The sequence below is a fragment of the Pseudoalteromonas piscicida genome (assembly GCF_002744175.1).
Lineage (GTDB): Bacteria > Pseudomonadota > Gammaproteobacteria > Enterobacterales > Alteromonadaceae > Pseudoalteromonas > Pseudoalteromonas piscicida_B.
Genome location: NZ_NKHF01000008.1, coordinates 82,626 through 105,293, shown reverse-complemented (window position 1 = coordinate 105,293; position 22,668 = coordinate 82,626). Strand labels below are relative to the sequence as shown.

23 protein-coding genes are annotated in these 22,668 nt (G+C 44.2%); 17 read left to right on the top strand and 6 right to left on the bottom strand.

Annotation, left to right across the window (positions count from 1 at the left end):
• From CEX98_RS02395 to CEX98_RS02385, 3 genes are read left to right on the top strand one after another with little or no spacing between them, the layout of a single operon-like run.
• Complete coding sequence (locus CEX98_RS02395; RefSeq protein ID WP_099640538.1) at positions 1-762, top strand: chemotaxis protein CheW; 762 nt, start codon at positions 1-3, stop codon at positions 760-762.
• Between the two features lie 24 nt (positions 763-786).
• A complete protein-coding gene (locus tag CEX98_RS02390) occupies positions 787-1,284 on the top strand; it encodes a chemotaxis protein CheW (RefSeq protein ID WP_010369098.1) in 498 nt (165 codons plus the stop codon).
• Positions 1,285-1,716 carry a DUF2802 domain-containing protein gene (locus CEX98_RS02385; RefSeq protein ID WP_099640537.1) on the top strand — a complete coding sequence of 144 codons (432 nt, stop codon included), beginning with the start codon at positions 1,285-1,287 and terminating at the stop codon, positions 1,714-1,716. It begins immediately after the preceding gene.
• A gap of 28 nt (positions 1,717-1,744) precedes the next feature.
• On the opposite strand, the gene CEX98_RS02380 is transcribed toward CEX98_RS02385, so the two are convergent.
• Both CEX98_RS02380 and CEX98_RS02375 read right to left on the bottom strand, forming a co-directional pair.
• Positions 1,745-2,041: an EscU/YscU/HrcU family type III secretion system export apparatus switch protein gene (locus CEX98_RS02380; protein WP_088531003.1), complete on the bottom strand. Its 297-nt coding sequence runs from the start codon at positions 2,039-2,041 to the stop codon at positions 1,745-1,747.
• Positions 2,042-2,047: 6 nt separating this feature from the next.
• Positions 2,048-4,600: a flagellar hook-length control protein FliK gene (locus CEX98_RS02375; RefSeq protein WP_099640536.1), complete on the bottom strand. Its 2,553-nt coding sequence runs from the start codon at positions 4,598-4,600 to the stop codon at positions 2,048-2,050.
• Between the two features lie 103 nt (positions 4,601-4,703).
• Here CEX98_RS02375 and ccmA point away from each other — a divergent pair, with 103 nt between their 5' ends.
• From ccmA to CEX98_RS02325, 10 genes are read left to right on the top strand one after another with little or no spacing between them, the layout of a single operon-like run.
• A complete protein-coding gene (ccmA, locus tag CEX98_RS02370; protein WP_099640535.1) occupies positions 4,704-5,327 on the top strand; it encodes a cytochrome c biogenesis heme-transporting ATPase CcmA in 624 nt (207 codons plus the stop codon).
• Positions 5,327-6,013 carry a heme exporter protein CcmB gene (gene ccmB, locus CEX98_RS02365; RefSeq protein ID WP_099640534.1) on the top strand — a complete coding sequence of 229 codons (687 nt, stop codon included), beginning with the start codon at positions 5,327-5,329 and terminating at the stop codon, positions 6,011-6,013. The genes ccmA and ccmB overlap by 1 nt, the downstream gene beginning before the upstream one ends.
• Before the next feature lies 1 nt (position 6,014).
• On the top strand, positions 6,015-6,752 hold the full coding sequence (locus tag CEX98_RS02360) for a heme ABC transporter permease (protein WP_099640533.1): 738 nt from the start codon (positions 6,015-6,017) through the stop codon (positions 6,750-6,752).
• 2 nt (positions 6,753-6,754) lie between these two features.
• Complete coding sequence (gene ccmD / locus CEX98_RS02355) at positions 6,755-6,958, top strand: heme exporter protein CcmD (protein ID WP_099640532.1); 204 nt, start codon at positions 6,755-6,757, stop codon at positions 6,956-6,958.
• The gene (gene ccmE, locus CEX98_RS02350; RefSeq protein ID WP_099640531.1) at positions 6,955-7,434 is read left to right on the top strand and encodes a cytochrome c maturation protein CcmE; all 480 of its coding nucleotides are present in this window, start codon (positions 6,955-6,957) and stop codon (positions 7,432-7,434) included. Before ccmD ends, ccmE begins: the two co-directional genes overlap by 4 nt.
• A gap of 1 nt (position 7,435) precedes the next feature.
• A complete protein-coding gene (locus CEX98_RS02345; protein ID WP_099640530.1) occupies positions 7,436-9,394 on the top strand; it encodes a heme lyase CcmF/NrfE family subunit in 1,959 nt (652 codons plus the stop codon).
• Between the two features lies 1 nt (position 9,395).
• The gene (locus CEX98_RS02340; protein ID WP_099640529.1) at positions 9,396-9,968 is read left to right on the top strand and encodes a DsbE family thiol:disulfide interchange protein; all 573 of its coding nucleotides are present in this window, start codon (positions 9,396-9,398) and stop codon (positions 9,966-9,968) included.
• On the top strand, positions 9,965-10,429 hold the full coding sequence (locus tag CEX98_RS02335; RefSeq protein WP_099640528.1) for a cytochrome c-type biogenesis protein: 465 nt from the start codon (positions 9,965-9,967) through the stop codon (positions 10,427-10,429). The genes CEX98_RS02340 and CEX98_RS02335 overlap by 4 nt, the downstream gene beginning before the upstream one ends.
• A gap of 26 nt (positions 10,430-10,455) precedes the next feature.
• Positions 10,456-11,709, top strand: coding sequence for a c-type cytochrome biogenesis protein CcmI (ccmI, locus tag CEX98_RS02330; protein WP_172439711.1), 1,254 nt, complete (start codon positions 10,456-10,458; stop codon positions 11,707-11,709).
• Entirely contained in the window at positions 11,710-12,441 is a 732-nt protein-coding gene (locus CEX98_RS02325; RefSeq protein ID WP_099640526.1) for an MlaA family lipoprotein, read from the top strand.
• Positions 12,442-12,561: 120 nt separating this feature from the next.
• Here the strand turns inward: CEX98_RS02325 and CEX98_RS02320 are convergent, their stop codons facing one another.
• Together CEX98_RS02320 and CEX98_RS02315 are read right to left on the bottom strand one after the other, a co-directional pair.
• Positions 12,562-14,580: a TonB-dependent copper receptor gene (locus tag CEX98_RS02320; protein ID WP_099640525.1), complete on the bottom strand. Its 2,019-nt coding sequence runs from the start codon at positions 14,578-14,580 to the stop codon at positions 12,562-12,564.
• 87 nt (positions 14,581-14,667) lie between these two features.
• Positions 14,668-15,888: an EAL and HDOD domain-containing protein gene (locus CEX98_RS02315; protein ID WP_099640524.1), complete on the bottom strand. Its 1,221-nt coding sequence runs from the start codon at positions 15,886-15,888 to the stop codon at positions 14,668-14,670.
• 307 nt (positions 15,889-16,195) lie between these two features.
• Between CEX98_RS02315 and putP the strand changes: the two genes are divergently transcribed.
• Positions 16,196-17,677 (top strand): sodium/proline symporter PutP, encoded by a 1,482-nt coding sequence (putP, locus tag CEX98_RS02310; protein WP_099640523.1) that lies wholly within the window; start codon positions 16,196-16,198, stop codon positions 17,675-17,677.
• 92 nt (positions 17,678-17,769) lie between these two features.
• Here the strand turns inward: putP and mnmC are convergent, their stop codons facing one another.
• Positions 17,770-19,755 carry a bifunctional tRNA (5-methylaminomethyl-2-thiouridine)(34)-methyltransferase MnmD/FAD-dependent 5-carboxymethylaminomethyl-2-thiouridine(34) oxidoreductase MnmC gene (gene mnmC, locus CEX98_RS02305; protein ID WP_099640522.1) on the bottom strand — a complete coding sequence of 662 codons (1,986 nt, stop codon included), beginning with the start codon at positions 19,753-19,755 and terminating at the stop codon, positions 17,770-17,772.
• Positions 19,756-19,931: 176 nt separating this feature from the next.
• Between mnmC and fabB the strand changes: the two genes are divergently transcribed.
• Positions 19,932-21,146: a beta-ketoacyl-ACP synthase I gene (gene fabB / locus CEX98_RS02300; RefSeq protein ID WP_099640521.1), complete on the top strand. Its 1,215-nt coding sequence runs from the start codon at positions 19,932-19,934 to the stop codon at positions 21,144-21,146.
• A 71-nt stretch (positions 21,147-21,217) separates the two neighbouring features.
• Here the strand turns inward: fabB and smpB are convergent, their stop codons facing one another.
• Positions 21,218-21,700, bottom strand: a complete 483-nt coding sequence (smpB, locus tag CEX98_RS02295) for an SsrA-binding protein SmpB (protein WP_099640520.1) — start codon at positions 21,698-21,700, stop codon at positions 21,218-21,220.
• A gap of 141 nt (positions 21,701-21,841) precedes the next feature.
• Here smpB and CEX98_RS02290 point away from each other — a divergent pair, with 141 nt between their 5' ends.
• Together CEX98_RS02290 and CEX98_RS02285 are read left to right on the top strand one after the other, a co-directional pair.
• The gene (locus CEX98_RS02290; protein ID WP_099640519.1) at positions 21,842-22,276 is read left to right on the top strand and encodes a type II toxin-antitoxin system RatA family toxin; all 435 of its coding nucleotides are present in this window, start codon (positions 21,842-21,844) and stop codon (positions 22,274-22,276) included.
• Positions 22,276-22,614, top strand: coding sequence for an RnfH family protein (locus CEX98_RS02285; protein WP_099640518.1), 339 nt, complete (start codon positions 22,276-22,278; stop codon positions 22,612-22,614). Before CEX98_RS02290 ends, CEX98_RS02285 begins: the two co-directional genes overlap by 1 nt.
• Positions 22,615-22,668 lie beyond the last annotated feature (54 nt).

Genomic DNA, 22,668 nt, shown 5'->3' with positions numbered 1-22,668 from the left:
ATGAGTAAGCATTTATTTGCAAATGAAAAGGTGATGAAACAGTATCTTGGTGCTTTGTTACAAGAAGAGCCTGAGATGGAACACTGTGAATTATCGCCAGTTGCAAAGCTACTTGAACAAGTTAAAGAGCCCGACTCTGAGCAAGGATCGGGTGAAGCTGTTGTTGAAGTTGTTCAACCTGCGCCAGAGGTGACGGTCGAAGCTCCTGAGCCGACAACAGTTAAATTGGCTCAAGATCTTGAAGTCACTGAAAATACATCTATTATCAAAGAACAGGCAACGATTGAGGTTGTGTCTGCACGAGAAGCCTATCAGGAAGGTGAATTTCAGGCATTGTTTTTTGAAGTTGCAGGATTGACGTTAGCGGTTCCACTTAAATCTCTTGGTGGAATACATCAACTAGGTGAAGTTAACCAGTTGTTTGGTAAACCAAAGTGGTTTAAAGGAGTCATGCTAAACCGCGAAGAAAAGCTCAATGTGGTTGACACGGCGCGGTGGGTAATGCCAGAAAAGCTAACACCAGAATTGGAGCAGAGCCTAGATTATCAATATCTAATTATGCTTGGGGATAGTAGTTGGGGGCTGTTAGCTGAGAAGCTAGTCAATAACTTGACACTCAAGCCTGAAGACATCAAGTGGCGTACAAATGACAGCAAGAGACCATGGTTGGCCGGCGTCATTAAAGAGAAAATGTGTGCGCTAATTGATGTAGAGAATTTAAACCGTTTGCTAGAACAAGGCCTCGATAGTCGAGAGCAGTAACTAGTATGTTGATGGAGTGAAACCATGAGCCAAGATAGACTACTTTCTGCAGACAAAAATGCTGATAGTAATGATGAAGTATTGCAGTGGGTTACTTACAAGCTAGAAGAGGAAACGTACGGCATTAACGTAATGCAAGTGCAAGAAGTACTGCGTTATACCGAAATTGCACCGGTCCCGGGAGCGCCAAGCTACGTACTTGGTATTATCAACCTACGTGGTAACGTAGTGACCGTAATTGATACTCGAGCAAGATTTGGTCTGCAAAGTGCAGAGGTAACAGACAACTCCAGAATTGTGATCATTGAAGCTGAAAAACAAGTAATTGGTATTTTGGTGGATAGCGTTGCAGAGGTTGTTTATCTGCGCAGCTCTGAGATCGACAGTGCGCCAAACATTGGAACTGAAGAAAGTGCTAAGTTTATCCAAGGGGTATCAAACCGTGAAGGTGAGCTATTGATCTTGGTTGACCTTAACAAGTTACTAAGTGACGACGAATGGGATGAGCTGAGCCATATTTAGATGCTGGAAGTAGTAAACGCAAAAATCGTTTTACTCGTCATATCAATAACCTCAAGCGTACTGGCATTAGTGTGCTTGAGGTTTGTTTTTGTGCTGGGTAAAAAATTACAACAACAACAAGCTAAAGTTGTGCAGCTGTCAGAAGCGTCGCAAGGCTCTGAGCAGCAGATTGCTATATTGCGTAGTGAAGTTGCTGAGCTTCGTGCGAGTATCATGAGCATTGGAAAGCGTGTAGTGACAACTGAGCAAGATCTGCACGAACTTGCTAATCAGCAAGCTGCACAGAAATATGATGACCCAGATGCAAAAATTTATTCCCGAGCGGTGAAAATGGTTGAGCTCGGTGCTGATATTGAAGAGGTCATGCGCGAGTGCGAATTGCCTCGAGCAGAAGCGGAATTGTTAATGTCTTTGCATAACAAATCAAAATAGTGCAGCCGTCGCAAGTTAGGGATTAAGGTTATGCCTTAATATCCAACTTGCCACGGAACCCTTCCCAACCCGGTGGAAACTTACCACGCATAATGTAAGAAAAAGCAATAAGCTCGGCGATAACATAATAGAGCTCCTTCGGGATCTCTTGATGTAATTCAAGGGCGCTTAAGGTTTGAACCAAAGATTCATCTTCATGGATCATGATGTTTTTCTCTTTCGCAAGCGCAATGATCTCTTCCGCTAATTCTCCGTATCCCTTGAAGGTTACCTGAGGTGCGCTACCAGCTTCGTAAAGTAATCCAATGGCTGATTTTTGTGTCATAGCTACTTATACCTTAATATTGATAATGGCGTGTTCAGAAAAGAACTTGTCTTGAAAGCTTGCTTCTTCACTTAGCCCGATCTCCGCCACTTGTAACCCGTGCGACGCAAGCTTATGTCTTAATGTTGCCAAGTGCGGTTCAGCCAGTTGTTTTACCTGATTGGAAGTTGCGACTAAGGCACACTCAAGCGCTTTGTCCATGAGTTCGGCTTGGGCATGGATCTGACCTTTTTCGGCAAAATCGAAACATAGGCGAATAAACCACACAGACTTTTCTGGCATGCCTGGTTTTGTAGCCTTTTTGTATTCACCGATTTGCAATTGTGTTTGTTGCTGCTGTTGATTAACTTTAGTGGGAAATAACAAGTTTATCAGTAGTTGAGCTTCACTATCTTGTTTTGCGATGTTAGCACTCGACGTTTGCTGCTGTTGCGGTTGTAATTGATTATGAAGTTGGCCAAGCTCGTTAAGTAGCTCTCTTGCTTGCGGCTGTTGCATTGCTTCAGCAGCTTGCTTAGGGGAGAGTGTTTTCAATTGAGGTAAGAGTGTATCTAGTAACGCTTGTACCTTATGCGCCGTTTGCTCGCCTGCTGTATTACTGCTAGTAGCTTGGCCACCGAGCAGAGAAACTATCAGTCTTTCTAGCATTTGAGAAAAGCTAGATTGGTTTAAGTTTGTTGGTGCGTTAGTAAAAGGAATTGCACCAAGCTGGCTCTCTAGTTGGTTTTTTACCGATAATGCATTGATAGTGCGCTCATCGAGCAGTCTAGAGAACGCTTGATTCACCAATTTCTGAAGCGCAGGATTGGATGGCTGCGACTCCGTTTTACTGAGTGCTTGTATTATTTTAGACACTTGCTCTACTGATGTTGTGGTAGTTGCGCTTTCTGTCGGTTTAGGCGGCGCGGCATTGAGCAAAGTTTCAATGAGGCCTTTGTGTGTTACCTGCGCTAGTTTTTCACTAGTTAGGGGGAGTGCGGGCAACGTATTGGGGTTTGCAGGAACGCTCGATGCTGGTGTATTGGTTTGCTTGGCTTGGCTACCTACATCTACAATCGGCTGAGAGAGTTTTGCGGCATCAATATTGGTTTGTGCCTTGAGGTAAGTAGGTTTTGCTGCTGTTTGCGCTATCAATTGTGCAACTTGTTCTGCTTTATAATAGAGAGGTTTTTGTAGTACTTGCGCCAATTGCGCAACCTGCTGGGTGTTGAGCGGCGGACGATGAGCCGTCACTGAGTCTAGCAGCAACGAGATTGCTTTTAGTTTGCTTGTAAAATCCACAGGTGGTGCTGAGTATTTTGCTACGGTATTGCTTTGATTTTGCAGATAATGCGCTATTGAACTGGCCAACTTTGCTTGTGTAGCTGGCTGTGCGCCTTTTTCTGTAAGGTATGTCGGTTTATCTATCAATGTGTTGACACTGTGTTTGAGGTTACTAACCAGCTGCTGCAGGGGTGATTGTAGTTGGTTTCTATTATGAGCGCTCACTTTTTCAGTTTGTAAGGGCTGCAACATGGTGTTGTTATTTGGCTTTGCACTTTGTGCAATTGAAGCTGCGGGTATTGCAGGTGTTGTCTGTTGTGATGCTTGAGCTTGACCAAAAGGTCTACTTAGAAGCACCTGTAAGGCTTTGACAACCTGTGACTTTATTTGCTGCAAGCTGACCTCTAATAAGGGCTTTTCATACGCGAGAGTATGAACAGAAGTCATACTCTGGGGCAACAATTGCCTTGCTTTACTCGATATCGGTGTTACCTGTTGCAATAAACTTGAAATGGGCTTAATGGTTTCGACTTTAGTTAGCTGCGCGGCTTTGGTGATATCCAGCCCATTGAATGCAGTTTTTACTTCCCCTTTTTGCCACGCTGAAGAGACAGGCCAATTGCTTGCCACGGGCTTTAATGCAATTGGGCGGTCATTCACATTTAAAGTGATAGCTTGTGCTTGTTGCTTGAATTCAACTTGACTCAGCTGGGTTGAAATAAGCTTTGCAACCATTGACTTAGGTAATACAGTGTTAAACAAAGGGTCGTTAAACTGGTTCACTATCTGCAATGCGAAGTCGCCTTGACGTGGACTAAGCTGCGCAAATAACTTGCCCTCATTGGTGAGCATTTGCGTCATGGCTTGTGGGATAGGTACTTTTAAGTCAAGCGATTTGATGTGTAGCATAGAGTCAGGGGAGGTCGTTGCCGGAACGTTCAGCACAGGGCCCTGTGTGTGTACTTTCAGTGTACTTAAAATATCAAAAAGCTGCTTTGTCAGGGTGACTTGCGCCTGTAGTTTTGGGGTCTGAAAGGTCACCACTTTACCGGTTTCATCAATACTAACTTGGGCTTCAGCAATTTGCTTTGGCTGTGTTGGTGGTTTGAGCGCAAGTTGGATAGTTTGCCAGCGGCCGTCAATTGCCACATCCATCTTCAGTTTATCATTGCTGATCTGAATGTGTTTTGCTGCGAACGGTTGGTTACCAGCTAAGTCTAATTTTGATACTTCGCTATTATCTGTGCTTATCACAGATGCCGTCGTAGTATTTGATGTAATTGGCAGCTTATTCATTATTTTAAATCAAATTTTCGCTAATCGGTCGCATCGGATTATTCGTATTACCATACCATTATGTTAGACTAACGCCCAATTTTAGGTAAAGAGAAGCCCAAGTTTGCTAGAGATAGACGCCGTCACTTGTACCAAACAAGACAGATGCTTGTTTGACTCATTAAGTTTCACTCTCCACTCGGGGCAGATCATGCAAATTGAAGGCCCAAATGGTGCCGGAAAGACCTCCCTGCTTAGAATTATCGCAGGGTTTGCGAGAGCCGACGAAGGGCAGATCCGTTACAACAACACAGATATTCGTGATGATTACGATTCGTTCGCAGCAGATCTATTGTTTATCGGTCACAAAACCGGTGTGAATCAGCAGCTCAGTGCCTACGAAAACGTACAACATTGGCTGCAAGTACACGGTGCCACTGCAGATGAAGATGAAGTGTATGCTTGGTTGGCAAAATTAGGCTTGATTGGGTTAGAAGACGTGCCTGTACGCACGTTATCTGCAGGGCAGCAGCGCCGAGTTGCACTAGTTCGGTTATGGCTAAATCATGCCAAGTTGTGGGTATTAGATGAACCCTTTACGGCACTTGATAAGAAAGGGGTTGCCATGCTACAGACCCAGTTCCAAAATCATTTGGACAAAGGGGGGGCGATTTTATTGACCACACACCAAGATCTGACCGCACACTTTACACAGTTACAAACTTTGACGTTGGAGTACCGTTTGTAATGCAGACTCAACATTCTTATTGGTTAGCATTTAAATCTGTTTATGCAAAAGACGTAACGTTAGCGTTTAGGCAGCGTGCGGAAATCGTCAATCCCTTGTTGTTTTTTCTTATTGTGATCACGTTATTTCCCCTCGCGATTGGACCAGAGCCTGCATTATTGACCAGAATGGCACCCGGTATAATTTGGGTGGCAGCACTGTTATCGACTATGTTAGGGCTAGATAAATTATTTCGTGATGATTACAACGATGGTTCTTTGGAGCAATTGATAGCTTCACCTTATCCATTATCCCTATCGGTATTAGCAAAAGTGGCAGCCCATTGGACTGTTAGCGGTCTACCTATGGTGTTGTTAGCACCTTTGTTTGCACTGCTAATGAATCTAGAATCGCAGTCACTTAATGCGACTGTATTAACGTTACTGATAGGAACACCGTTATTGAGTTTTATTGGGGCTATTGGCGCAGGACTCACCGTTGCACTGCAAAAGGGTGGCATTTTAATGAGTCTGCTTGTCCTTCCGCTTTATATCCCTGTATTAATTTTTGCAACTTCCGCCATAGATACAAGCAGCATGTCTTTAGCTTATGGTGGTCAGCTTGCAATCCTTGGTGCGATGCTTGCCGTTGCCATTGTCGCCGCACCAATCGCCATATCGTCAGCTTTAAGAGTGAGTGTAAGTTAAAATGTGGAAGTGGTTACATCCTTATGCCAAAGCGGAGCGTGCTTACCAACTGTGTAACACCTTGCTTCCTTACTTTGCCGTGATAGCGGTAGTGGGTTTAATTGTTGGATGGGTTTGGGGGTTAGCCTATGCGCCTGCCGACTATCAACAAAAAGACAGCTATCGAATTATCTTTATACATGTACCTTCGGCCATTTGGTCTATGGGGGCATACTCTTCTATGGCTATTGCAGCCATCATTGCTTTAGTGTGGCAAATTCGTAACGCCGAACTCGCCGTAATTGCCATTGCACCAATTGGAGCTGCCATGACGGCCATTGCCTTGATCACCGGTGCCGCTTGGGGTAAGCCAATGTGGGGCGCTTGGTGGGTCTGGGATGCAAGACTGACGTCTGAGCTTATCCTGTTGTTTTTATACTTTGGTGTATTGTCGCTGTATCATGCCTTTGAAGATAAAAAATCGGGCGGTAGAGCTGCCTGTATTTTAGCCATTGTTGGCGTTGTGAACCTGCCTATTATTCACTTTTCTGTTGAATGGTGGAACACATTACATCAAGGTTCGACTATCACTAAATTTGATACCTCAGCCATTGACCCCTCTATGCTGTGGCCATTGCTCATCAATATTGTAGCGTTTGCAGGTGTGCTTGGTGTGGTAACGCTAATTCGCTTGAAGAATGAAATCTTGCGTAGTGAGCAGCACCGTCCTTGGGTCCGTCAGTTAGTCAATAGGGGTTAATTATGCAGTTTGAATCCTTCAGTGAATTTTTAGCAATGGGCGGCTATGGCTTCTATGTGTGGCTATCATTTGGTTCTTGTGCGCTCATCTTAGTGGGAATTTTAGTAAGCTCCATGCTTGATGGTAAAAAACTAAAGCTAGCGGTTAAAGCGCAAATGGCACGAGAAGCGCGCATTAAAAAAGCAAAAGAGGAGTCGCAAGTATGAATCCTAGACGCAAAAAAAGACTATTTACCGTTGTTGCCGTCATTTTTGGTATTGGGGCAGCAGTGGGCTTGACGCTGTATGCATTGCAAGAAAACATCAACTTGTTTTATACCCCAAGTGAGCTTGTCGAGGGTAAAGGCGAGCTGAAAGAAAAGCCACAAATCGGACAGAAGTTACGTATTGGTGGCATGGTTGTGCCGGGTTCTGTGGTCCGTGACGAGTCGTCATTGGATGTCTCGTTCAAGCTAATCGATACGGGCCCTATGGTCACGATCCGCTATAAAGGTATACTGCCGGATCTCTTTCGTGAAGGGCAAGGTATTGTTGCGCAAGGAACTTTAGTGGAGCCTAATGTGGTTGAGGCATTTGAAGTCCTTGCTAAGCATGATGAAGAATACATGCCGTCAGAGGTGGCTGAGGCGGTTAAAGGCATTAAACACGAAAAACCTAAATACAACCTAAACAGCGAGAATTAAGATGGTCCCAGAAATAGGTTATTTCGCCTTAGTTCTGGCGATGGCATTAAGCTTGTTACTGTGTATTTTCCCGTTATGGGGAGCATACACAGGTAACTTGAGACTAATGAAAGCTGCGCCTTCACTGGCTGTAGGTCAGTGTATTTTAGTCGTGTTTTCATTTATGGTATTGATTTATATTACCTTAATGGATGACTTCACAGTTGCCTATGTGGCGCATCACTCAAGTAGCACGTTACCATGGTACTATAAAGTGACGTCAACGTGGGGAGGCCATGAGGGTGCAATTCTACTTTGGTTGGTGATGCAATCGATGTGGACCATGTTGGTGGCACTCATGTCTAAATCACTCCCTTGGGTTCTCAGAGCCAGAGTGTTAGGCGTATTGGGCTTTTTAGGTGTGGGCTTTATGCTCTACACATTATGGATGTCGAGTCCATTTGAACGTTTGCTGCCTTATTTCCCTGTCGAGGGGCGAGATCTAAATCCCCTACTACAAGACCCAGGTATGATCATTCACCCACCACTTTTATATATGGGTTATGTGGGTCTGTCAGTGTCTTTCTCGTTTGCCATCGCGGCACTTTTAACTGGAAAGTTGGATAATACTTGGGCTAAATGGTCACGCCCTTGGACAATGGCTGCATGGGGCTTTTTAACGCTTGGGATCACCATTGGTAGTTGGTGGGCCTATTCAGAACTGGGCTGGGGTGGCTGGTGGTTCTGGGACCCCGTCGAAAATGCATCCTTGATGCCTTGGCTGGTGGCAACGGCGTTACTACATTCTTTATCGGTTACTGAAAAGCGTGGTGTATTTAAATCATGGACGGTTTTACTGGCAATTACGGCATTCAGCTTATGTTTGCTAGGCACCTTTATCGTCCGCTCAGGGATCATTGTGTCGGTGCATGCTTTTGCAACGGACCCTGATCGTGGTTTATATATTTTATCATTCTTAGCGGTTGTAGTGGGCGGAAGCTTGGCGTTGTATGCAACACGGGTAGCGCAGGTCTATAGCGAAGGGCGATATCAATTTATTTCCCGTGAAGTTGCACTGTGGATCAACAATATATTCTTAGTGGTCGCGACGTTAATTGTATTATTGGGTACTTTATTACCTATGATCCACAAAGAGCTAGGCTTAGGCTCTATCTCTATTGGTGTACCGTTCTTCAATCAAATGTTTGCTATTTTGATCGTACCTTTTGCAATATTGCTAGGCCTTGCGCCGATGTTGCGTTGGAAGCAAAACAAGATGCCGCCATTGGTGAAAAAGTGGGCGCTGCTTATCGCGGTAAGCTTAGTGATCACTGCAGCTTGGTTGTACTCTAGCTTTGAAGTGGTTGCACCATTGACTTTCGTCGCCACCGCACTTGCTGTTTGGATTAGTGTAGCGACAGCAACAGATATATTTAATAAAGTCACTGTTCAGTCAAACTTGGTCACAGGATTTAAGAAGTTGGGTCTAAGTTACTGGGCCATGGTACTTGGACATGTTGGTATCGCTTTTGTCATTGCTTCGGTGACCTTGACTTCGGCTTATTCTGTTGAGCGCTCAGTCAGTATGAAGCCGGGTGAATCAGCGATGTTAAACGAATATGAGTACCGATTTGATGGTGTTAAAGAGATCCGCGGTCCTAACTATGGCGGTCACGCGGGTGTAGTCACTGTGTTCAAAAATGGCAAAGAAGTGACCGAGCTACATGCTGAAAAGCGCCGCTATGATGTGGGTATGCAATTTATGACCGAGGCTGCGATAGATGATGGCTTCTTCCGCGATTTATATTTGGCACTGGGTGAGCCACTGTCAGCTGGCGCTTGGTCACTTAGAATTTATCATAAGCCATATGTACGTTGGATGTGGTTAGGTGGTCTGCTTATTTCTTTTGCTGGCTTTATTGTACTGGCAGACAAACGCTACCGTGGCCGTGTCAAAAAATCACCCCAAGTGGAGGCTTAGAATGAACCGTAAATTACTGGGTTTAGTGCCTTTTTTAATTTTTATTTTTCTTTGTGTATTTTTATACCAAGGTCTTTTTGGCAATCCAAGAGAGATTCAAACGGGCCGACTAGGGCAAACCATGCCTGAATTCACATTGCCTGATTTAATGGATAGTAATAAAACTTGGACGGCAGACTCCTTAAAAGGAGAGGTGTACTTAATGAACGTATGGGGCACTTGGTGCCCAACGTGTATTGCGGAGCTTGGGTATCTGACGCAACTCAGAGAGCGCGGCGTAAGAATTATTGGTTTGTATTATGAACAAGCCTATGATCCTGATTTCGGAGATCAATTTGATATCAATGCGCTGCGAGAAGAGGTGAATTCTATGCTGAGTCGCGCAGGTAACCCTTATCAGTTTAATATTCTTGATTTAGAACGCTCTTTGGCACTAGATCTGGGTGTATCGGGCGCACCTGAAACCTTTTTGGTTGATAAACAGGGTAAAATTCTATTACACCACACTGGTGATATTAATGAACGTGTGTGGCGTAGTAAGTTTGCTCCCATCTACCAGGAGTTAATACAATGAAATACATAATCGCTATGATCTTGTTGTGGGTGTCTGCCTCTGTTCAAGCCACTGAGGATAAATATGACTTTGCAAATGCGGAACGGGCGCAGACTTTTCGTGAGTTAACGCACGAGCTGCGCTGTCCTAAATGTCAAAACCAGAATATCGCAGACTCTGATGCTGTTGTGGCAAAAGACCTACGCGACAAGGTAATAACGCTTGTTAATGAAGGCAAATCAAAACAAGACGTTATCGACTATATGATAGACAGATATGGCTACTTTGTTCATTATCAGCCTCCGGTGACGCCCGCCACAATTGTGCTATGGGTGTTACCTGTCGTTATTATTGTGCTTGGTTTTGGGTTTATTGTATTTCGTCAAAAGCGGGCAGCCAGAAAACAAGACTGGAATGCAGCGGATGAACAAAAGCTGGCCGAACTGATTAATCAATATCAACGTCAGGAGCGTGTGCAGTGAGCGAGTTTTCGACCGATTTAACACAAATGTGGTTTTTGTTTCTGCTCCTCGCTGTGTTTGCAGGTTTGTTTGTCGTTTTTCCATTCATCCAAAAAGAAAAGCGACTTACAGTTGATCATGACGCAAACGCTGAGCGTATTGATATTTTTCATCAGCGCCTAGAAGAGTTGGAAGATGAGCTAAGTAACCAGCGGATTGAAAAAGACAGTTATAATGAGTCTGTCATTGAACTGAAGCGTCGTTTATTAAACGAATTGTCTCCAGAGCAGTCTTTAACCAGCCGCGGCGACAACAGAGTGCTAGCCCTAACAGGTATTGCTTTTATGGTTCTGGTCACTGGTATTTTTTACTATTACACTGGCAGCCATAGGCAAATATCAAGTTGGAACGAAGCGATTGAAAAGCTCCCTGAGTACGGTGAGCGTGCGGTAATGCAAACAGGTGAGCCACTCAACGCTAATGAATTGCAAGCATTTGCATTGGGTTTACGAACCAAGCTGGCGACAGCTGGGGACGATGCGGTAGCTTGGATGTTACTTGGTCGTGTGGCAATGTCGCTCAGCGACTTCGAAATGGCGATGCAAGCTTTTGATAAAGCGCTAGCGATGCAACCGGATAACAACAATGTGCTGGTGAACTATAGCCAAGCCTTATTGATTGAAGGATCGGAGCCGAGTATGAATCGGGCCGCAAGAATGTTGTCGAAGGTATTAAACACCGATCCGACTAACATTGATGCGATTAGCTTGTTGGCGTTGATCGCTTATGAACGTCAAGACTGGAAAGAGTCTAAAGCGGCATTTGAGGTATTGTTATCTCAACTGACCAAAGACGATCCGCGTTATGAGATGATTGCGGGGCGGATAGCAGAGATAGAGCAGAAGCTTGGAGAGCAAAGTGAAGAACCTGCTGCAATCAAAGCGAGCATTACGGCAACAGTAAGCATTGCAGGCTCGCTACAAGATGAGATCCCAGCCGATGGTACGCTGTTCGTTTTTGCAAAGGCGGCACAAGGACCAGCTATGCCTTTGGCGGTTGCGAAAATTACAAACTTTAACTTGCCAATGACGGTGAGCCTAAATGATAGTATGGCAATGATGCCTGAATTAACCTTGTCTAGTTTTTCTCAAGTTACGATCACCGCTCGGATTTCTAATGACGGCTCTGTGATGCCTTCAGATGGAGAACTTGAGGGCGTTTCGAGTATTGTAACGCTAAAACAAGGTGACAATCAGGTCAATGTCGAGATTAGTCGTGTCTTAACAAATACAGGGAAATAAATGCTTAAAGCTGTACTTACAGGTTTACTTGCGCTAACCGTGGTTGGTTGTGCGCAAGTCCCGGAAGAGAAAAAGGATCCTCGTGATCCGCTGCAATCAATCAACCGTCCTTTATATGATTTCAATATGGATGTGTTAGATGCTTATATTTTGCGACCAGTAGCTAAGGGCTATGTTGCCGTTACGCCCGCGCCAGTTCGTAGTAGTATTGTCAACTTTACCACCAATATTGCAGCTCCGACGGACGCTGTAAACGCTGCACTACAGGGTAAACCGGATCATATGGCTATTAATGTCGCACGTTTTTTAGTGAATTCGACGGTCGGGATCTTCGGTCTATTTGATGTGGCAACAACGCTAGGTCTTGAATTAAAAGATGAAGACTTTGGACAAACGTTAGGCGTTTGGGGCGTGGGTGATGGTGCCTATTTAATGATCCCTGCAATGGGGCCCACAACAGCCAGAAATTTAACCGGAGACATCGTAGACAATGTGGTGTTGCCTGAGATTGCATTAACGACGCCACAAACGGTGTTGGTATTTGCATTACGAGCGGTTGAAGCAAGAGCTGCGTTAATGTCGCAAGAGAAACTACTTAACGAGTCATTGGACCCTTATACCTTCTTAAAGGATGTTTATTATCAACGGCAATTGTATGAACTATACGATGGAAATCCGCCAATGGAAGAAGAGCCGGATGACTTTGATGAAGACTTCCTAGAAAATCTGTAATATTAAAAGGTCGGCAGCAGCCGACCTTTTTGATGGATATTATTCCAATTGCATTAATTCTCTAATCAATTTGAAGGACGAAATAGCTTCAAATAGCGTATTTACTTATTACATTTGGTATTAGAAACGCCAGTTTAAATTTGCCCAAACAGTTCTGCCCGGTTCATTGATACGAGCAATTTGCTCAAAACCACTGACTGCAGAACCTGAGCGGCTTAAATGCTCTGCATAGGTCTTATCTAGTAAGTTATCAATCCCCGCGCTTAGTTGTACGGAGTCGCTGTATTGGTAGTTAGTGTTCAATGCTAGCGTGCCAAAGCCTGCCGTTGTAGCTATGTCTTGACCTGCAATATTGCCTTGGCCTATTGCTACTCTATGCTGTTTTTGCACTAACCTTAGCAACCCGCCCAATTGCCAATTATCGTTGACTTGATAATTTGTAGCGAAGCGAAGTTGCAGGGGGGGCTGTTGTGCCAGCGCACGGTGATCTGTGAGATTATTGCCCTTCACATAACTAATACTGCTGGTTAATTGTAGTTTTTTGTTGGCTTGCCATGTTAGCTCGCCCTCAAAACCCAAGGTTTCCGCATCGACATTTCTTGTGACTTTTGCTGGCATTGCCATTTTTGGGAAACGATTGTCGATCAGCAAGTAATCATCAATTTGATTATAAAACGCTGACAGGCTGATATTCAGGTTTTTGTATTGGCGCAGTAGACCTGCATCTAACTGTGTGGTTTTTTCGTGGTTGACATTGAACGCAGAAATAGTGGTTTCACTACCTCGATTACTGCCAATTAACTCCCAATAGTCAGGAAAACGCTCAGTAATACCAACGCCGATAAAGTAGCTGCTATTTTCTGATTGCGCTTGGTAGCGGGTGAAGCCGCTGTATAAGGTATCATCTCGAGTTTGATCGGCAGTTGGGTTGGGCTTAGTCGACATCATAGCAGTGAGCGTAGCGCGCTTATCTTCAGCACGCCAATCATCAATACGCAAGCCACTTACCCATTGGCTGGCATTGCTCAGTTCATATTCAAACTCAGCAAATACACCAAGTTGTCTAAATTTACCATCACTGTGACGTAACATGCCCTCAACTGGTGCATTGAGTTGATCTCGACTCACTCGGTTTCTATGTTCATTGTTTTGATAGTCAACACCATATGTCAACGTATGTCGAGTGTTCACGGTGGTGATTAGGCTGAGGTTTGCGCCATATGTTTTACGGTCTGGATTCGATGCCGTTGGCGCTTTCATCATCATATTTGCAACAAAAGGGCGCAAACTATAGTTATCCATGATGTGATCGACATAATTGTAGTAGGCGTTGAATTTCAACTCATCGACGGCTTGGCTAAGCGAGGCAAGCTTTATATTCAGACCTATATTCTCTCGGTCGAATAAGCTGCCATCCATCATGCGATCAGCATAGGCAACTTCACCGTCACTTACCCCGTAAGTAAGAGAATAAAATGCATCATCATCAGGGGTGTAAGCGAATTCTGTGTCTACATTCCAGCGCTCGTATGCTGAGTGTACTTTTATGCCACTGCCGTCTTCGTAATCATCCGCGTCACTATAGTTGGCAGCTATTCGTGCGTAGCCGTATTCATTGCCTGCTTTAATATCGGTATTGATACTATGGCGACCCTGACTGGACAACACGGCATTAGCAAAGCCTTCGAGCGCTTGGCTAGATAACCGCTCGGTGTCTCGCTCAAATACAACGGTCGCCGCACTATTGCCAGGTCCATACAACACCGTTTGAGGGCCTTTAATGACCTTTAGTGTATCGTAAGATTGTGGAGTGATATAGGCGGTGGGAGGGTCCATTCGACTACCGCAGCCGCCAAGCGTCTGCCCATTATTGGCAATGATGGCGATACGAGAGCCTGCCATGCCTCTAAACACTGGATCTGCACTTGCACCTCCTTTTTTAACCAGTGAAAACCCAGCGATTGATGAAAGTAAATCTGCACCGTCTTGAGCTGGCAAAGGTTGGCGTACCGCCTTAGTATCTGTTGAGAGTGAAATCGGAGTCTGCATCGGAGCAATAATCACTATCCGTTCAATCTCATCGGCTTGAGCATGGGAAAATAAAGAAAGAATACTAAGAGAGAGGAGTGTGCGTTTCATAAGTTCACTTCATTGTTGTTTCAGTGAACTTATTTTAGCTGTTTCATGAAGTTAGCGGGATGCGACAGATTGTCGCAGCCACGTGCGTCACTCTATGGCTTTAATTTGTGTATCACTCCAAACTTGCGAGGTCTGGTATAATTCAGCGACCGTTTGGGGAGACACACCAATAGATGCCGAGAGGGTTTCAACACGTTCCCAATCGGCTTTTTCCATGGATTCAGCAAGGTCCAAATAAATACTAAATGGACTCGGCTTTCTAAGCAAAGCGGCTTTTATCTCCTGAGAGAGCGGGAGTTTTGTTAGTAGCTCTGCCATATCATCATCTAAAATGGCATCCATAAGGGACATCATGCCAATTAAGAAAGTACTGCCAGTATCTGAAATTTTGTTGGCTTCGGTTGCAGCCGCTTCCATAAAGTGAGCTCGCAAAAGCGATAGAGAAAGTAACTCTTTTGGTTTTTCTGTGCTGAGTTGTGAGGCAAAAAGCAACGAGATAAGACGTTTAAGTTCAGTACTACCTAGCACCACTAAAGCCTGTTTTATCGTTGATATTTCTGCTCGGCGTTTAAATACAGCACTATTTGCATAGCGCAGCAATTTGTAGCTTAGGTTTACATCACGTTCAAAAACTTGAGTGATCCTTGCAAGGTCTGGTTCAATGCTGGAGGTTTCGTATAATAACTCGGCCATGGCAAGTTCAGACGGTGCTAATGCTTTGGTTTTAACCATCTCAGGCTTGGCGAAGAAAAAGCCCTGAAAGTATTTGAAGCCAAGCGATTTTGCGAGCTCAAACTGCTCGTAATTTTCCACCTTTTCTGCGACCAGAGCAATTTGCGGAAACTCTTGTATCGCGGACTTTATCACTTCAATTTGTGCCGCATTGGTTGCCAGCAAATCAATTTTGATCTGATCGATATAAGGAAAGAAATGGCGCCATACATTTTGGTGCTGATAGTCATCTAACGCTAGAGTATAGCCTTGCTCCTTCAGCTCTTTCACGCAGGCCAGCAGCCTTTTGCCAGGCTGCACAGTTTCCAGTATTTCAACCACAACTTGCTCTGGAGACAACATTTGCACATAGCCTTTGGATAGCGTTTCTAGGGTGAAGTTAATGTAGGCTGGGTGTTGATTGGTGAGATCATCAAGGCCAAAGGTAAACTGACTGCCTTCGACCAGACGGCTCGTGGCCTCATCGCCATCGATCTCTGGAAACACATTATTTAGGCTGTCTCGGAATAAAAGTTCGTAGCCAATCAACTCTCTATTAACATCAAATATGGGCTGACGAGCTGTGTAAAAGTACATAGATACTACCGTCTAAACTAAAAGCTATTGAGTTTAATATAAGGTAAAAGTGCCATAAGGTCACGTTGGCTTTACACCATTTGGATGGTGAGTGAACAAATAGTGTGTAAATCCCCAGCAATTAACATAAAAACATTAAAAATTTGATTTTAGTCAGTGGTCGCAGGAGGTTGGGTGTACAGATTCTGCGTGTTATAGTGAGGTCTTTATGTTTTGGCTTTTATTCAAAGTGAGTTAGAAATCAATAAGTAAATTTTAGTAAAGCTCACATTTGGAGAAGGGCCCAACTTACTTTTAGGAGGCTAGTTTGGAGATAGGTACGATAATCTCTCTCGCACTGTACTTTATTGCGATGTTGGGAATAGGGTTATATGCATATAAGAAGTCGACCAGTGATGTGTCAGGCTATATGTTGGGTGGACGTAGTTTGCCGCCAAGCGTAGCAGCCTTATCTGCTGGCGCGTCAGATATGAGTGGCTGGATCTTAATGGGTCTTCCCGGTGCCATGTTTTTAACTGGATTCAGCAGTACATGGATTGCAATTGGCTTAGTAATTGGTGCTTGGTTAAACTACCTATTTGTTGCACCGCGTTTACGTGTTTATACCGAATATGCAAATGACGCAATTACCATTCCTGATTATTTCGCAAATCGCTTTGAAGATAAAGGCAATGCACTTAGGATTGTTTCAGCGTTAGTTATTATTGTTTTCTTTACCCTATACACTTCGTCAGGCGTAGTGGCCGGTGGTAAATTATTCGAAAGCTCATTTGGATTAAGCTATGAAAGTGGGCTTTATATCACTACCAGTGTGGTTGTCCTATATACCTTGTTTGGTGGCTTTTTGGCTGTGAGCCTGACCGACTTTGTGCAAGGTTGCATCATGTTTATTGCCTTAATCTTAGTGCCGTTAGTGACATTCTCGTTGCTAGACAATCCGCTTTCGCAAACGTTAAACGAACTTAACCCATCAATGCTTACCTGGGTTGGATCAGCAGGTGCAGTTGGTATTGTTTCAGCGATGTCTTGGGGTCTTGGTTACTTTGGTCAACCTCATATTATTGTAAGATTCATGTCTGTTCGTAGTGTAAAGGACATGCCAACAGCTCGCCGCATTGGGATGACTTGGATGATTGTGGCTGCGTTGGGTGCGGTTGGTACTGGTTTGTTCGGTGCAGCCTATGCTCATGAAAAAGGAATAGTAGTAGATGATGCTGAAACTATCTTTTTAATTCTATCTCAGTTGTTATTCCATCCACTGATAGCAGGCTTTTTATTAGCGGCTATTCTTGCGGCTATTATGAGTACGATTTCATCTCAGCTACTTGTAAGCTCAAGCTCGTTAACAGAAGACTTTTACAAGATTTTTGTGCACAGAGAAGCCACTGATAAAGAGCTGGTGCTAGTAGGACGTATTAGCGTGTTGGTCGTAGCACTTGCCGCAATTTATCTTGCCTATGACAGAGATAGCTCTATCTTAGACTTAGTTAGTAATGCATGGGCTGGTTTTGGTGCGGCTTTTGGTCCACTGGTACTTATTAGTCTGTTCTGGTCGCGTATGAACTTTGCGGGTGCACTGGCTGGTATGATCTCAGGTGCAGTGACTGTACTAGTGTGGATTTATGGGCCATTTACCTACAATGGTGCGCCGCTGAGTGCAACATTATATGAAATCGTACCGGGATTCATTGTCGCAACAATCGCAATTTTTGCGGTGAGCTTGGCGACGAAGGAACCTAGTAAAGAAATTACCACACTATTTAATAAAGTGGAAAAGTCACTTAATTAAAATGAACCAGTAGTGCAATCATATATTGCACTAAATCAATTGTTTGAAGGTATCCGAAAGAGGTGTTTTCTCGGATACCTTATCTTCCACTATTACACTTTGTTCCTAATTAAGTCTCGAACTAAAAACCTATTAGGATGAATTGCTTGATGCACACGTTCGCTTAGTGGTCTTGCCTCACCCAATAAACTCGCAACTAAATGTTCTGTAGCAAGTGGAGCGCTACACAACCCTCTTGCGCCAAACCCAGTAACAATATGTAGCCCCAGATAAGGTTGAGCGAGAGTATCAAAGCCATAATGTTTGCCTTTTCTTAAATTAGTGAAGGCTGAGCAGAATTCATCGTGGTGTGGCACTTGTCCAAGCATGGGTAAATGGTCGTTAAAGCAACAACGCACCGCTGCTTTTTCAGACACTATGTTTCCTAGGCTGGTCGCTAAGTCCGTGCCTTGGTAAAAACGGTCTAGTTGTGCGCGGTTAGTTATGTTGTCTTCACTCTTTATCGCACGACTTTTGCTGTTTTTATCAAACGTTGCTCCCATGCAATGGAGTCCGTCCATCGCAGGAGTAAAATAACCTTTGTGACACAGTACAGTGTTCAGCCGATTGGATGATTCTCCAGCTTCGATATGAGAAACTTGACCACGGACACCATGCAGTGGCACGTGCTGAGTCTGCTCGAAGCGATCGGAATGCTCACCACCGCACACAAATATATCTGAATAAGGCCCAAACGTATCTTCTTTACTATGAAGCAGCCAACCTTGAGCGGTTTTTTCTAGCTTGTTGATGTCGGTGTTGAAAAACGTTGAAATTGGGTTTAGCGCGTGAGCTGCGTCAAATACCGCTTGTGTTGCTTCTGCAGGGTTTAACCAGCCAGCTTCAGGAATAAATAGCCCGCCGTAGGGTAACGTGGTGTTGGCAATAGCCGATGCTTGTTCACTGTTAACTGGGTATATTAAAGCCTGTGGCCAGGCAGATTTATCTACCAAATTTTGGTGCTGTGCTTGTTTAGCGTCGGTTACCGATTGCAGTAGTACACCACACCAGCCGTGAGCAAATTGATAGCCACTGCTCGCTACCTGTTGGTATAGACGTTTAGCGTATAAAAAACTATGGGCATAGAATTCACTCGGTGGCGTATTATCGGCTTGCAAGTTTGGATAGACCGCGCCTTGGCGATTGTGTGATGCACCTTTGGCTAGCGCATCATCTTGGCAAAATAGTGTTGCATTTATATTGCGCTTGCTAAGGTGATAGAGCAAACAACTTGAGGCAATACCACCGCCAATAATCGCGATATTCTCTAAATTACGTGGTGAGACATTATAATAATCAGGGGTATTATGGCGGTGATTAGCTTGCTTGAGTATACCTACGACCATTTCCCGTTTGCGGCCAAACCCTTTTACTTTCTTGCACTCGAATCCGGCTTCTTGTAGTCCGCGACGGACAAAGCCTGCGGCTGTAAAAGTGGCAAAAGTTGCATTGCTGCGGCTCATATTCGCCATTGCATCAAATAGACTTTGTTGCCACATATCTGGGTTTTTGCTAGGCGCAAAGCCATCTAAAAACCAAGCATCAATAAATCCAGTTTGTTCGAAACTTATTTGCGGTAGATTATCGTGAATGTCACCAAACCATAAATCTAGCGTCACTGCGCCATGATCAAATTCAAGTCTGTGGCACCCTTCGAGGGCCATTGGATATTGCTGGCAGAGCTTTTCGGCAAGAGGGGCCAGGGTAGGCCAAGCTTGTAGTGCTCTAACTAAGTCGTCGATATGAATGGGAAACTTTTCAAAAGACACAAAGTGGAGTTGGTTAACATTCGCGTCTTTGCTACGCTGATTAAACTGATACCAAGCATTGAGAAAGTTTAGGCCGGTGCCAAAACCTGTCTCTGCGATGACAAATCGGTCTTTGCCATGATTTTGTAACCGCTCGTCGATATGGTTTTGGGTATAAAAGACGTAATGTGATTCTGCTAACCCGTCATCATTGGAAAAATAGACATCGTCAAAACTATCGGCAACAGGTGTACCAGCATCGTTGAAGTGTATTTGAGCGTTTTTTATCATGAAAGACTCTGTATTCGACTATTTGGGAACTATTTTACTGTCTTTCGACTCAATAGTCTGGTTGCATTTTTAGTTATTTAGGTTCAGAGTACATGTGTACGCTGGAAAGCTGACCACTTGGCACTAAAATTCAGCGTATACTACGCATAATTTGTAATATCGAAGGGAATAAACCCATGAGAAGAGCCGTTATTACGGGGATCGGTGTTGTTTCGAGCATCGGCAACAACAAGCAAGAAGTTTTAGAGTCATTAAAAGCAGGTAAGAGCGGTATTGCTTTTAACCAAGAATTTGCAGACTACAACCTACGTAGCCAAGTATCTGGTAAAATAGATATCGACGTAAAATCTCTCGTTGACCGTAAGGCACATCGCTTTATGGGGGATGCAGCTGCGTTTTCTTATATCTCGATGGCGCAAGCAATTGAAGATTCAGGTTTATCAGAAGATCAGGTATCCAATGAACGTACTGGCCTCATTGTAGGTTCTGGTGGTGGTTCGTCTAAATACCAAGTTGAAGCTGCTGACATTCTGCGTGAAAAAGGCGTAAAGCGTGTAGGGCCTTATATGGTTCCACGTACCATGGCAAGCACGACTTCTGCATGTTTGGCAACACCATTTAAAATCAAAGGTGTGAACTATTCAATTAGCTCTGCATGTGCAACCTCAGCGCACTGTATAGGTAACGCGGTTGAGCAAATTCAGCTTGGCAAACAAGACGTGATTTTCGCAGGTGGTGGTGAAGAGTTACACTGGACACTAGCGATGGAATTTGACGCGATGGGTGCCTTGTCGACTAAGTATAACGACACACCAGAACGTGCATCACGTACTTATGATGCCAATCGTGATGGTTTCGTTATCTCAGGCGGTGGCGGTATCGTTGTTGTTGAAGAACTTGAGCATGCGCTTGCGCGCGGTGCACACATTTACGCTGAAATCGTTGGCTATGGCGCAACTTCAGACGGTTACGACATGGTTGCACCCTCTGGTGAAGGCGCAGTACGTTGTATGAAACAAGCGATGCAAGATCTTAATGCACCAATTGACTATCTAAACACTCACGGTACGTCTACTCCGGTTGGCGACGTAAAAGAGCTAGGTGCAATTCAAGAGTTATTTGGTGATAACTCACCAGCCATCAGCGCAACTAAAGCAATGACAGGCCATGCACTCGGTGCTGCAGGCGTGCATGAAGCGATTTATTCTTTGCTAATGCTAGACAATGATTTTATCGCACCATCGATCAACATTGATGAACTAGATGAGCAAGCTCAAGGCCTAGACATTGTAACCGAGCGCCGTGATGGGCCGCTTAACACAGTGATGTCAAACAGCTTCGGTTTTGGCGGTACAAACGCCACACTTGTGATGCAAAAGTACAAAAGTTAAGCTTTAAGGCTTAACTTTAGGTCAAACACAAAAAAGCAGGCTAGGCCTGCTTTTTTAGTACTATGTACGTATTAACGCACTTTATGTTTCATCAAACGTTCTTTGTCACGTGACCAATCACGGTCTTTTATATCTGCACGCTTATCGTGTTGTTTTTTACCTTTCGCAAGGTAGAACTCTAGCTTCACCCAGCACTTTTTCCAGTACATTGCGGTGGCAATTAAAGAGTAACCATCACGCTCAGTCGCTCCGATAAGACGTGAAATCTCACGTTTATTGAGTAGCAGTTTACGATAACGAAGCGGGTCGCATATCACGTGCGTTGAAGCGCTATTAAGCGGTTGGATCTGACTGGCCAACAAATAGGCTTCACCGTCTTTGATATGGATGTAAGTATCTGAGATATTGACCTTTCCGGCCCGGATGCTTTTTACTTCCCAGCCTTGTAACTCGATACCTGCTTCGAACTTTTCATGTAGTGAATACTCATGACGCGCTTTTTTGTTCAGCGCTATGGTATTGCTATTTGATTTACTTGAATTTTTCTTTGCCATAATGGCTTAGTCTACCTATAAATCCTGTTTTAAGACAGCGCTTTTTCATTAATGTGACGTATTTTTACTTAGTCGGTGGCTGCAAACAAGATAAATCTGCAAAACCTTGGTAAAATCCTCGTATTAAGAGTTGGAGTGTCTATGCCACAGATAGAAAAAAGTGCTTTGGTGATGTATAGCACCGAAGAAATGTTTGAATTGGTCAATGATGTTGATGCGTATCCTGCTTTTTTACCTCACTGCTCGAATGCAAAGGTGATCAACAGCGATGATGAGGGAATGACGGCGAGCCTTGAAATTTCAAAAGCCGGGCTCAAAAAGTGGTTTACAACAAAAAACGAGTTTGACGGCAATCGCGTAAAAATGTGTTTAGTTGATGGGCCGTTTAAATCTTTACATGGATATTGGGAGTTTACCGCGCTGGATGAGCAGGCATGCAAAGTGAGCCTAAAGCTCGAATTTGAATTTGCCAGTAAATTGATAGAAATGGCGTTTGGTAAATTGTTTAATGAAGTTGCGAAGAATATGGTATCAGCATTTACCCAACGCGCTAAAGTGGTTTATGGAGCAAGATAATGATAAAGGTTGAAGTTGTTTTTGCCTTACCAGACAAAGCAACGTCTCTATCGGTTGATGTACCCGAAGGTACTTCTGCAGAGCAAGCTGTGTTGCAGTCTGGGATATTAGAGAAGTGTCCAGAAATTAACGCCAATGACTTAACGCTAGGTATTTGGAATCGGACGGTAAAACTTCACCAAGTGGTAAGCGATGGGGACCGAATAGAAATATATCGTCCATTGATTGCAGACCCCAAAGAGGCGCGCAGACGCCGCGCAGAAAAGGCCAAAGAAGAAGGTCGTGCGAGTAAGGTCACAGGTGGCCGCCCAGTATCTCTTGGAGACGATAAAGACTAGCTGACCAAGTTTAATTTTCGTGATTTTTACGCATAAAAAAGGGGAATCCAATTC

Bases quoted from the DNA above. Each gene is read 5' to 3' on its own strand.
- CEX98_RS02395 (WP_099640538.1), top strand. From the start codon at position 1: ATGAGTAAGCATTTATTTGCAAATGAAAAGGTGATGAAACAGTATCTT.
- CEX98_RS02390 (WP_010369098.1), top strand. From the start codon at position 787: ATGAGCCAAGATAGACTACTTTCTGCAGACAAAAATGCTGATAGTAAT.
- CEX98_RS02385 (WP_099640537.1), top strand. From the start codon at position 1,285: ATGCTGGAAGTAGTAAACGCAAAAATCGTTTTACTCGTCATATCAATA.
- CEX98_RS02380 (WP_088531003.1), bottom strand. From the start codon at position 2,041: ATGACACAAAAATCAGCCATTGGATTACTTTACGAAGCTGGTAGCGCA.
- CEX98_RS02375 (WP_099640536.1), bottom strand. From the start codon at position 4,600: ATGAATAAGCTGCCAATTACATCAAATACTACGACGGCATCTGTGATA.
- ccmB (WP_099640534.1), top strand. From the start codon at position 5,327: ATGCAGACTCAACATTCTTATTGGTTAGCATTTAAATCTGTTTATGCA.
- CEX98_RS02360 (WP_099640533.1), top strand. From the start codon at position 6,015: ATGTGGAAGTGGTTACATCCTTATGCCAAAGCGGAGCGTGCTTACCAA.
- ccmD (WP_099640532.1), top strand. From the start codon at position 6,755: ATGCAGTTTGAATCCTTCAGTGAATTTTTAGCAATGGGCGGCTATGGC.
- ccmE (WP_099640531.1), top strand. From the start codon at position 6,955: ATGAATCCTAGACGCAAAAAAAGACTATTTACCGTTGTTGCCGTCATT.
- CEX98_RS02345 (WP_099640530.1), top strand. From the start codon at position 7,436: ATGGTCCCAGAAATAGGTTATTTCGCCTTAGTTCTGGCGATGGCATTA.
- CEX98_RS02340 (WP_099640529.1), top strand. From the start codon at position 9,396: ATGAACCGTAAATTACTGGGTTTAGTGCCTTTTTTAATTTTTATTTTT.
- CEX98_RS02335 (WP_099640528.1), top strand. From the start codon at position 9,965: ATGAAATACATAATCGCTATGATCTTGTTGTGGGTGTCTGCCTCTGTT.
- ccmI (WP_172439711.1), top strand. From the start codon at position 10,456: ATGTGGTTTTTGTTTCTGCTCCTCGCTGTGTTTGCAGGTTTGTTTGTC.
- CEX98_RS02325 (WP_099640526.1), top strand. From the start codon at position 11,710: ATGCTTAAAGCTGTACTTACAGGTTTACTTGCGCTAACCGTGGTTGGT.
- CEX98_RS02320 (WP_099640525.1), bottom strand. From the start codon at position 14,580: ATGAAACGCACACTCCTCTCTCTTAGTATTCTTTCTTTATTTTCCCAT.
- CEX98_RS02315 (WP_099640524.1), bottom strand. From the start codon at position 15,888: ATGTACTTTTACACAGCTCGTCAGCCCATATTTGATGTTAATAGAGAG.
- mnmC (WP_099640522.1), bottom strand. From the start codon at position 19,755: ATGATAAAAAACGCTCAAATACACTTCAACGATGCTGGTACACCTGTT.
- fabB (WP_099640521.1), top strand. From the start codon at position 19,932: ATGAGAAGAGCCGTTATTACGGGGATCGGTGTTGTTTCGAGCATCGGC.
- smpB (WP_099640520.1), bottom strand. From the start codon at position 21,700: ATGGCAAAGAAAAATTCAAGTAAATCAAATAGCAATACCATAGCGCTG.
- CEX98_RS02290 (WP_099640519.1), top strand. From the start codon at position 21,842: ATGCCACAGATAGAAAAAAGTGCTTTGGTGATGTATAGCACCGAAGAA.
- CEX98_RS02285 (WP_099640518.1), top strand. From the start codon at position 22,276: ATGATAAAGGTTGAAGTTGTTTTTGCCTTACCAGACAAAGCAACGTCT.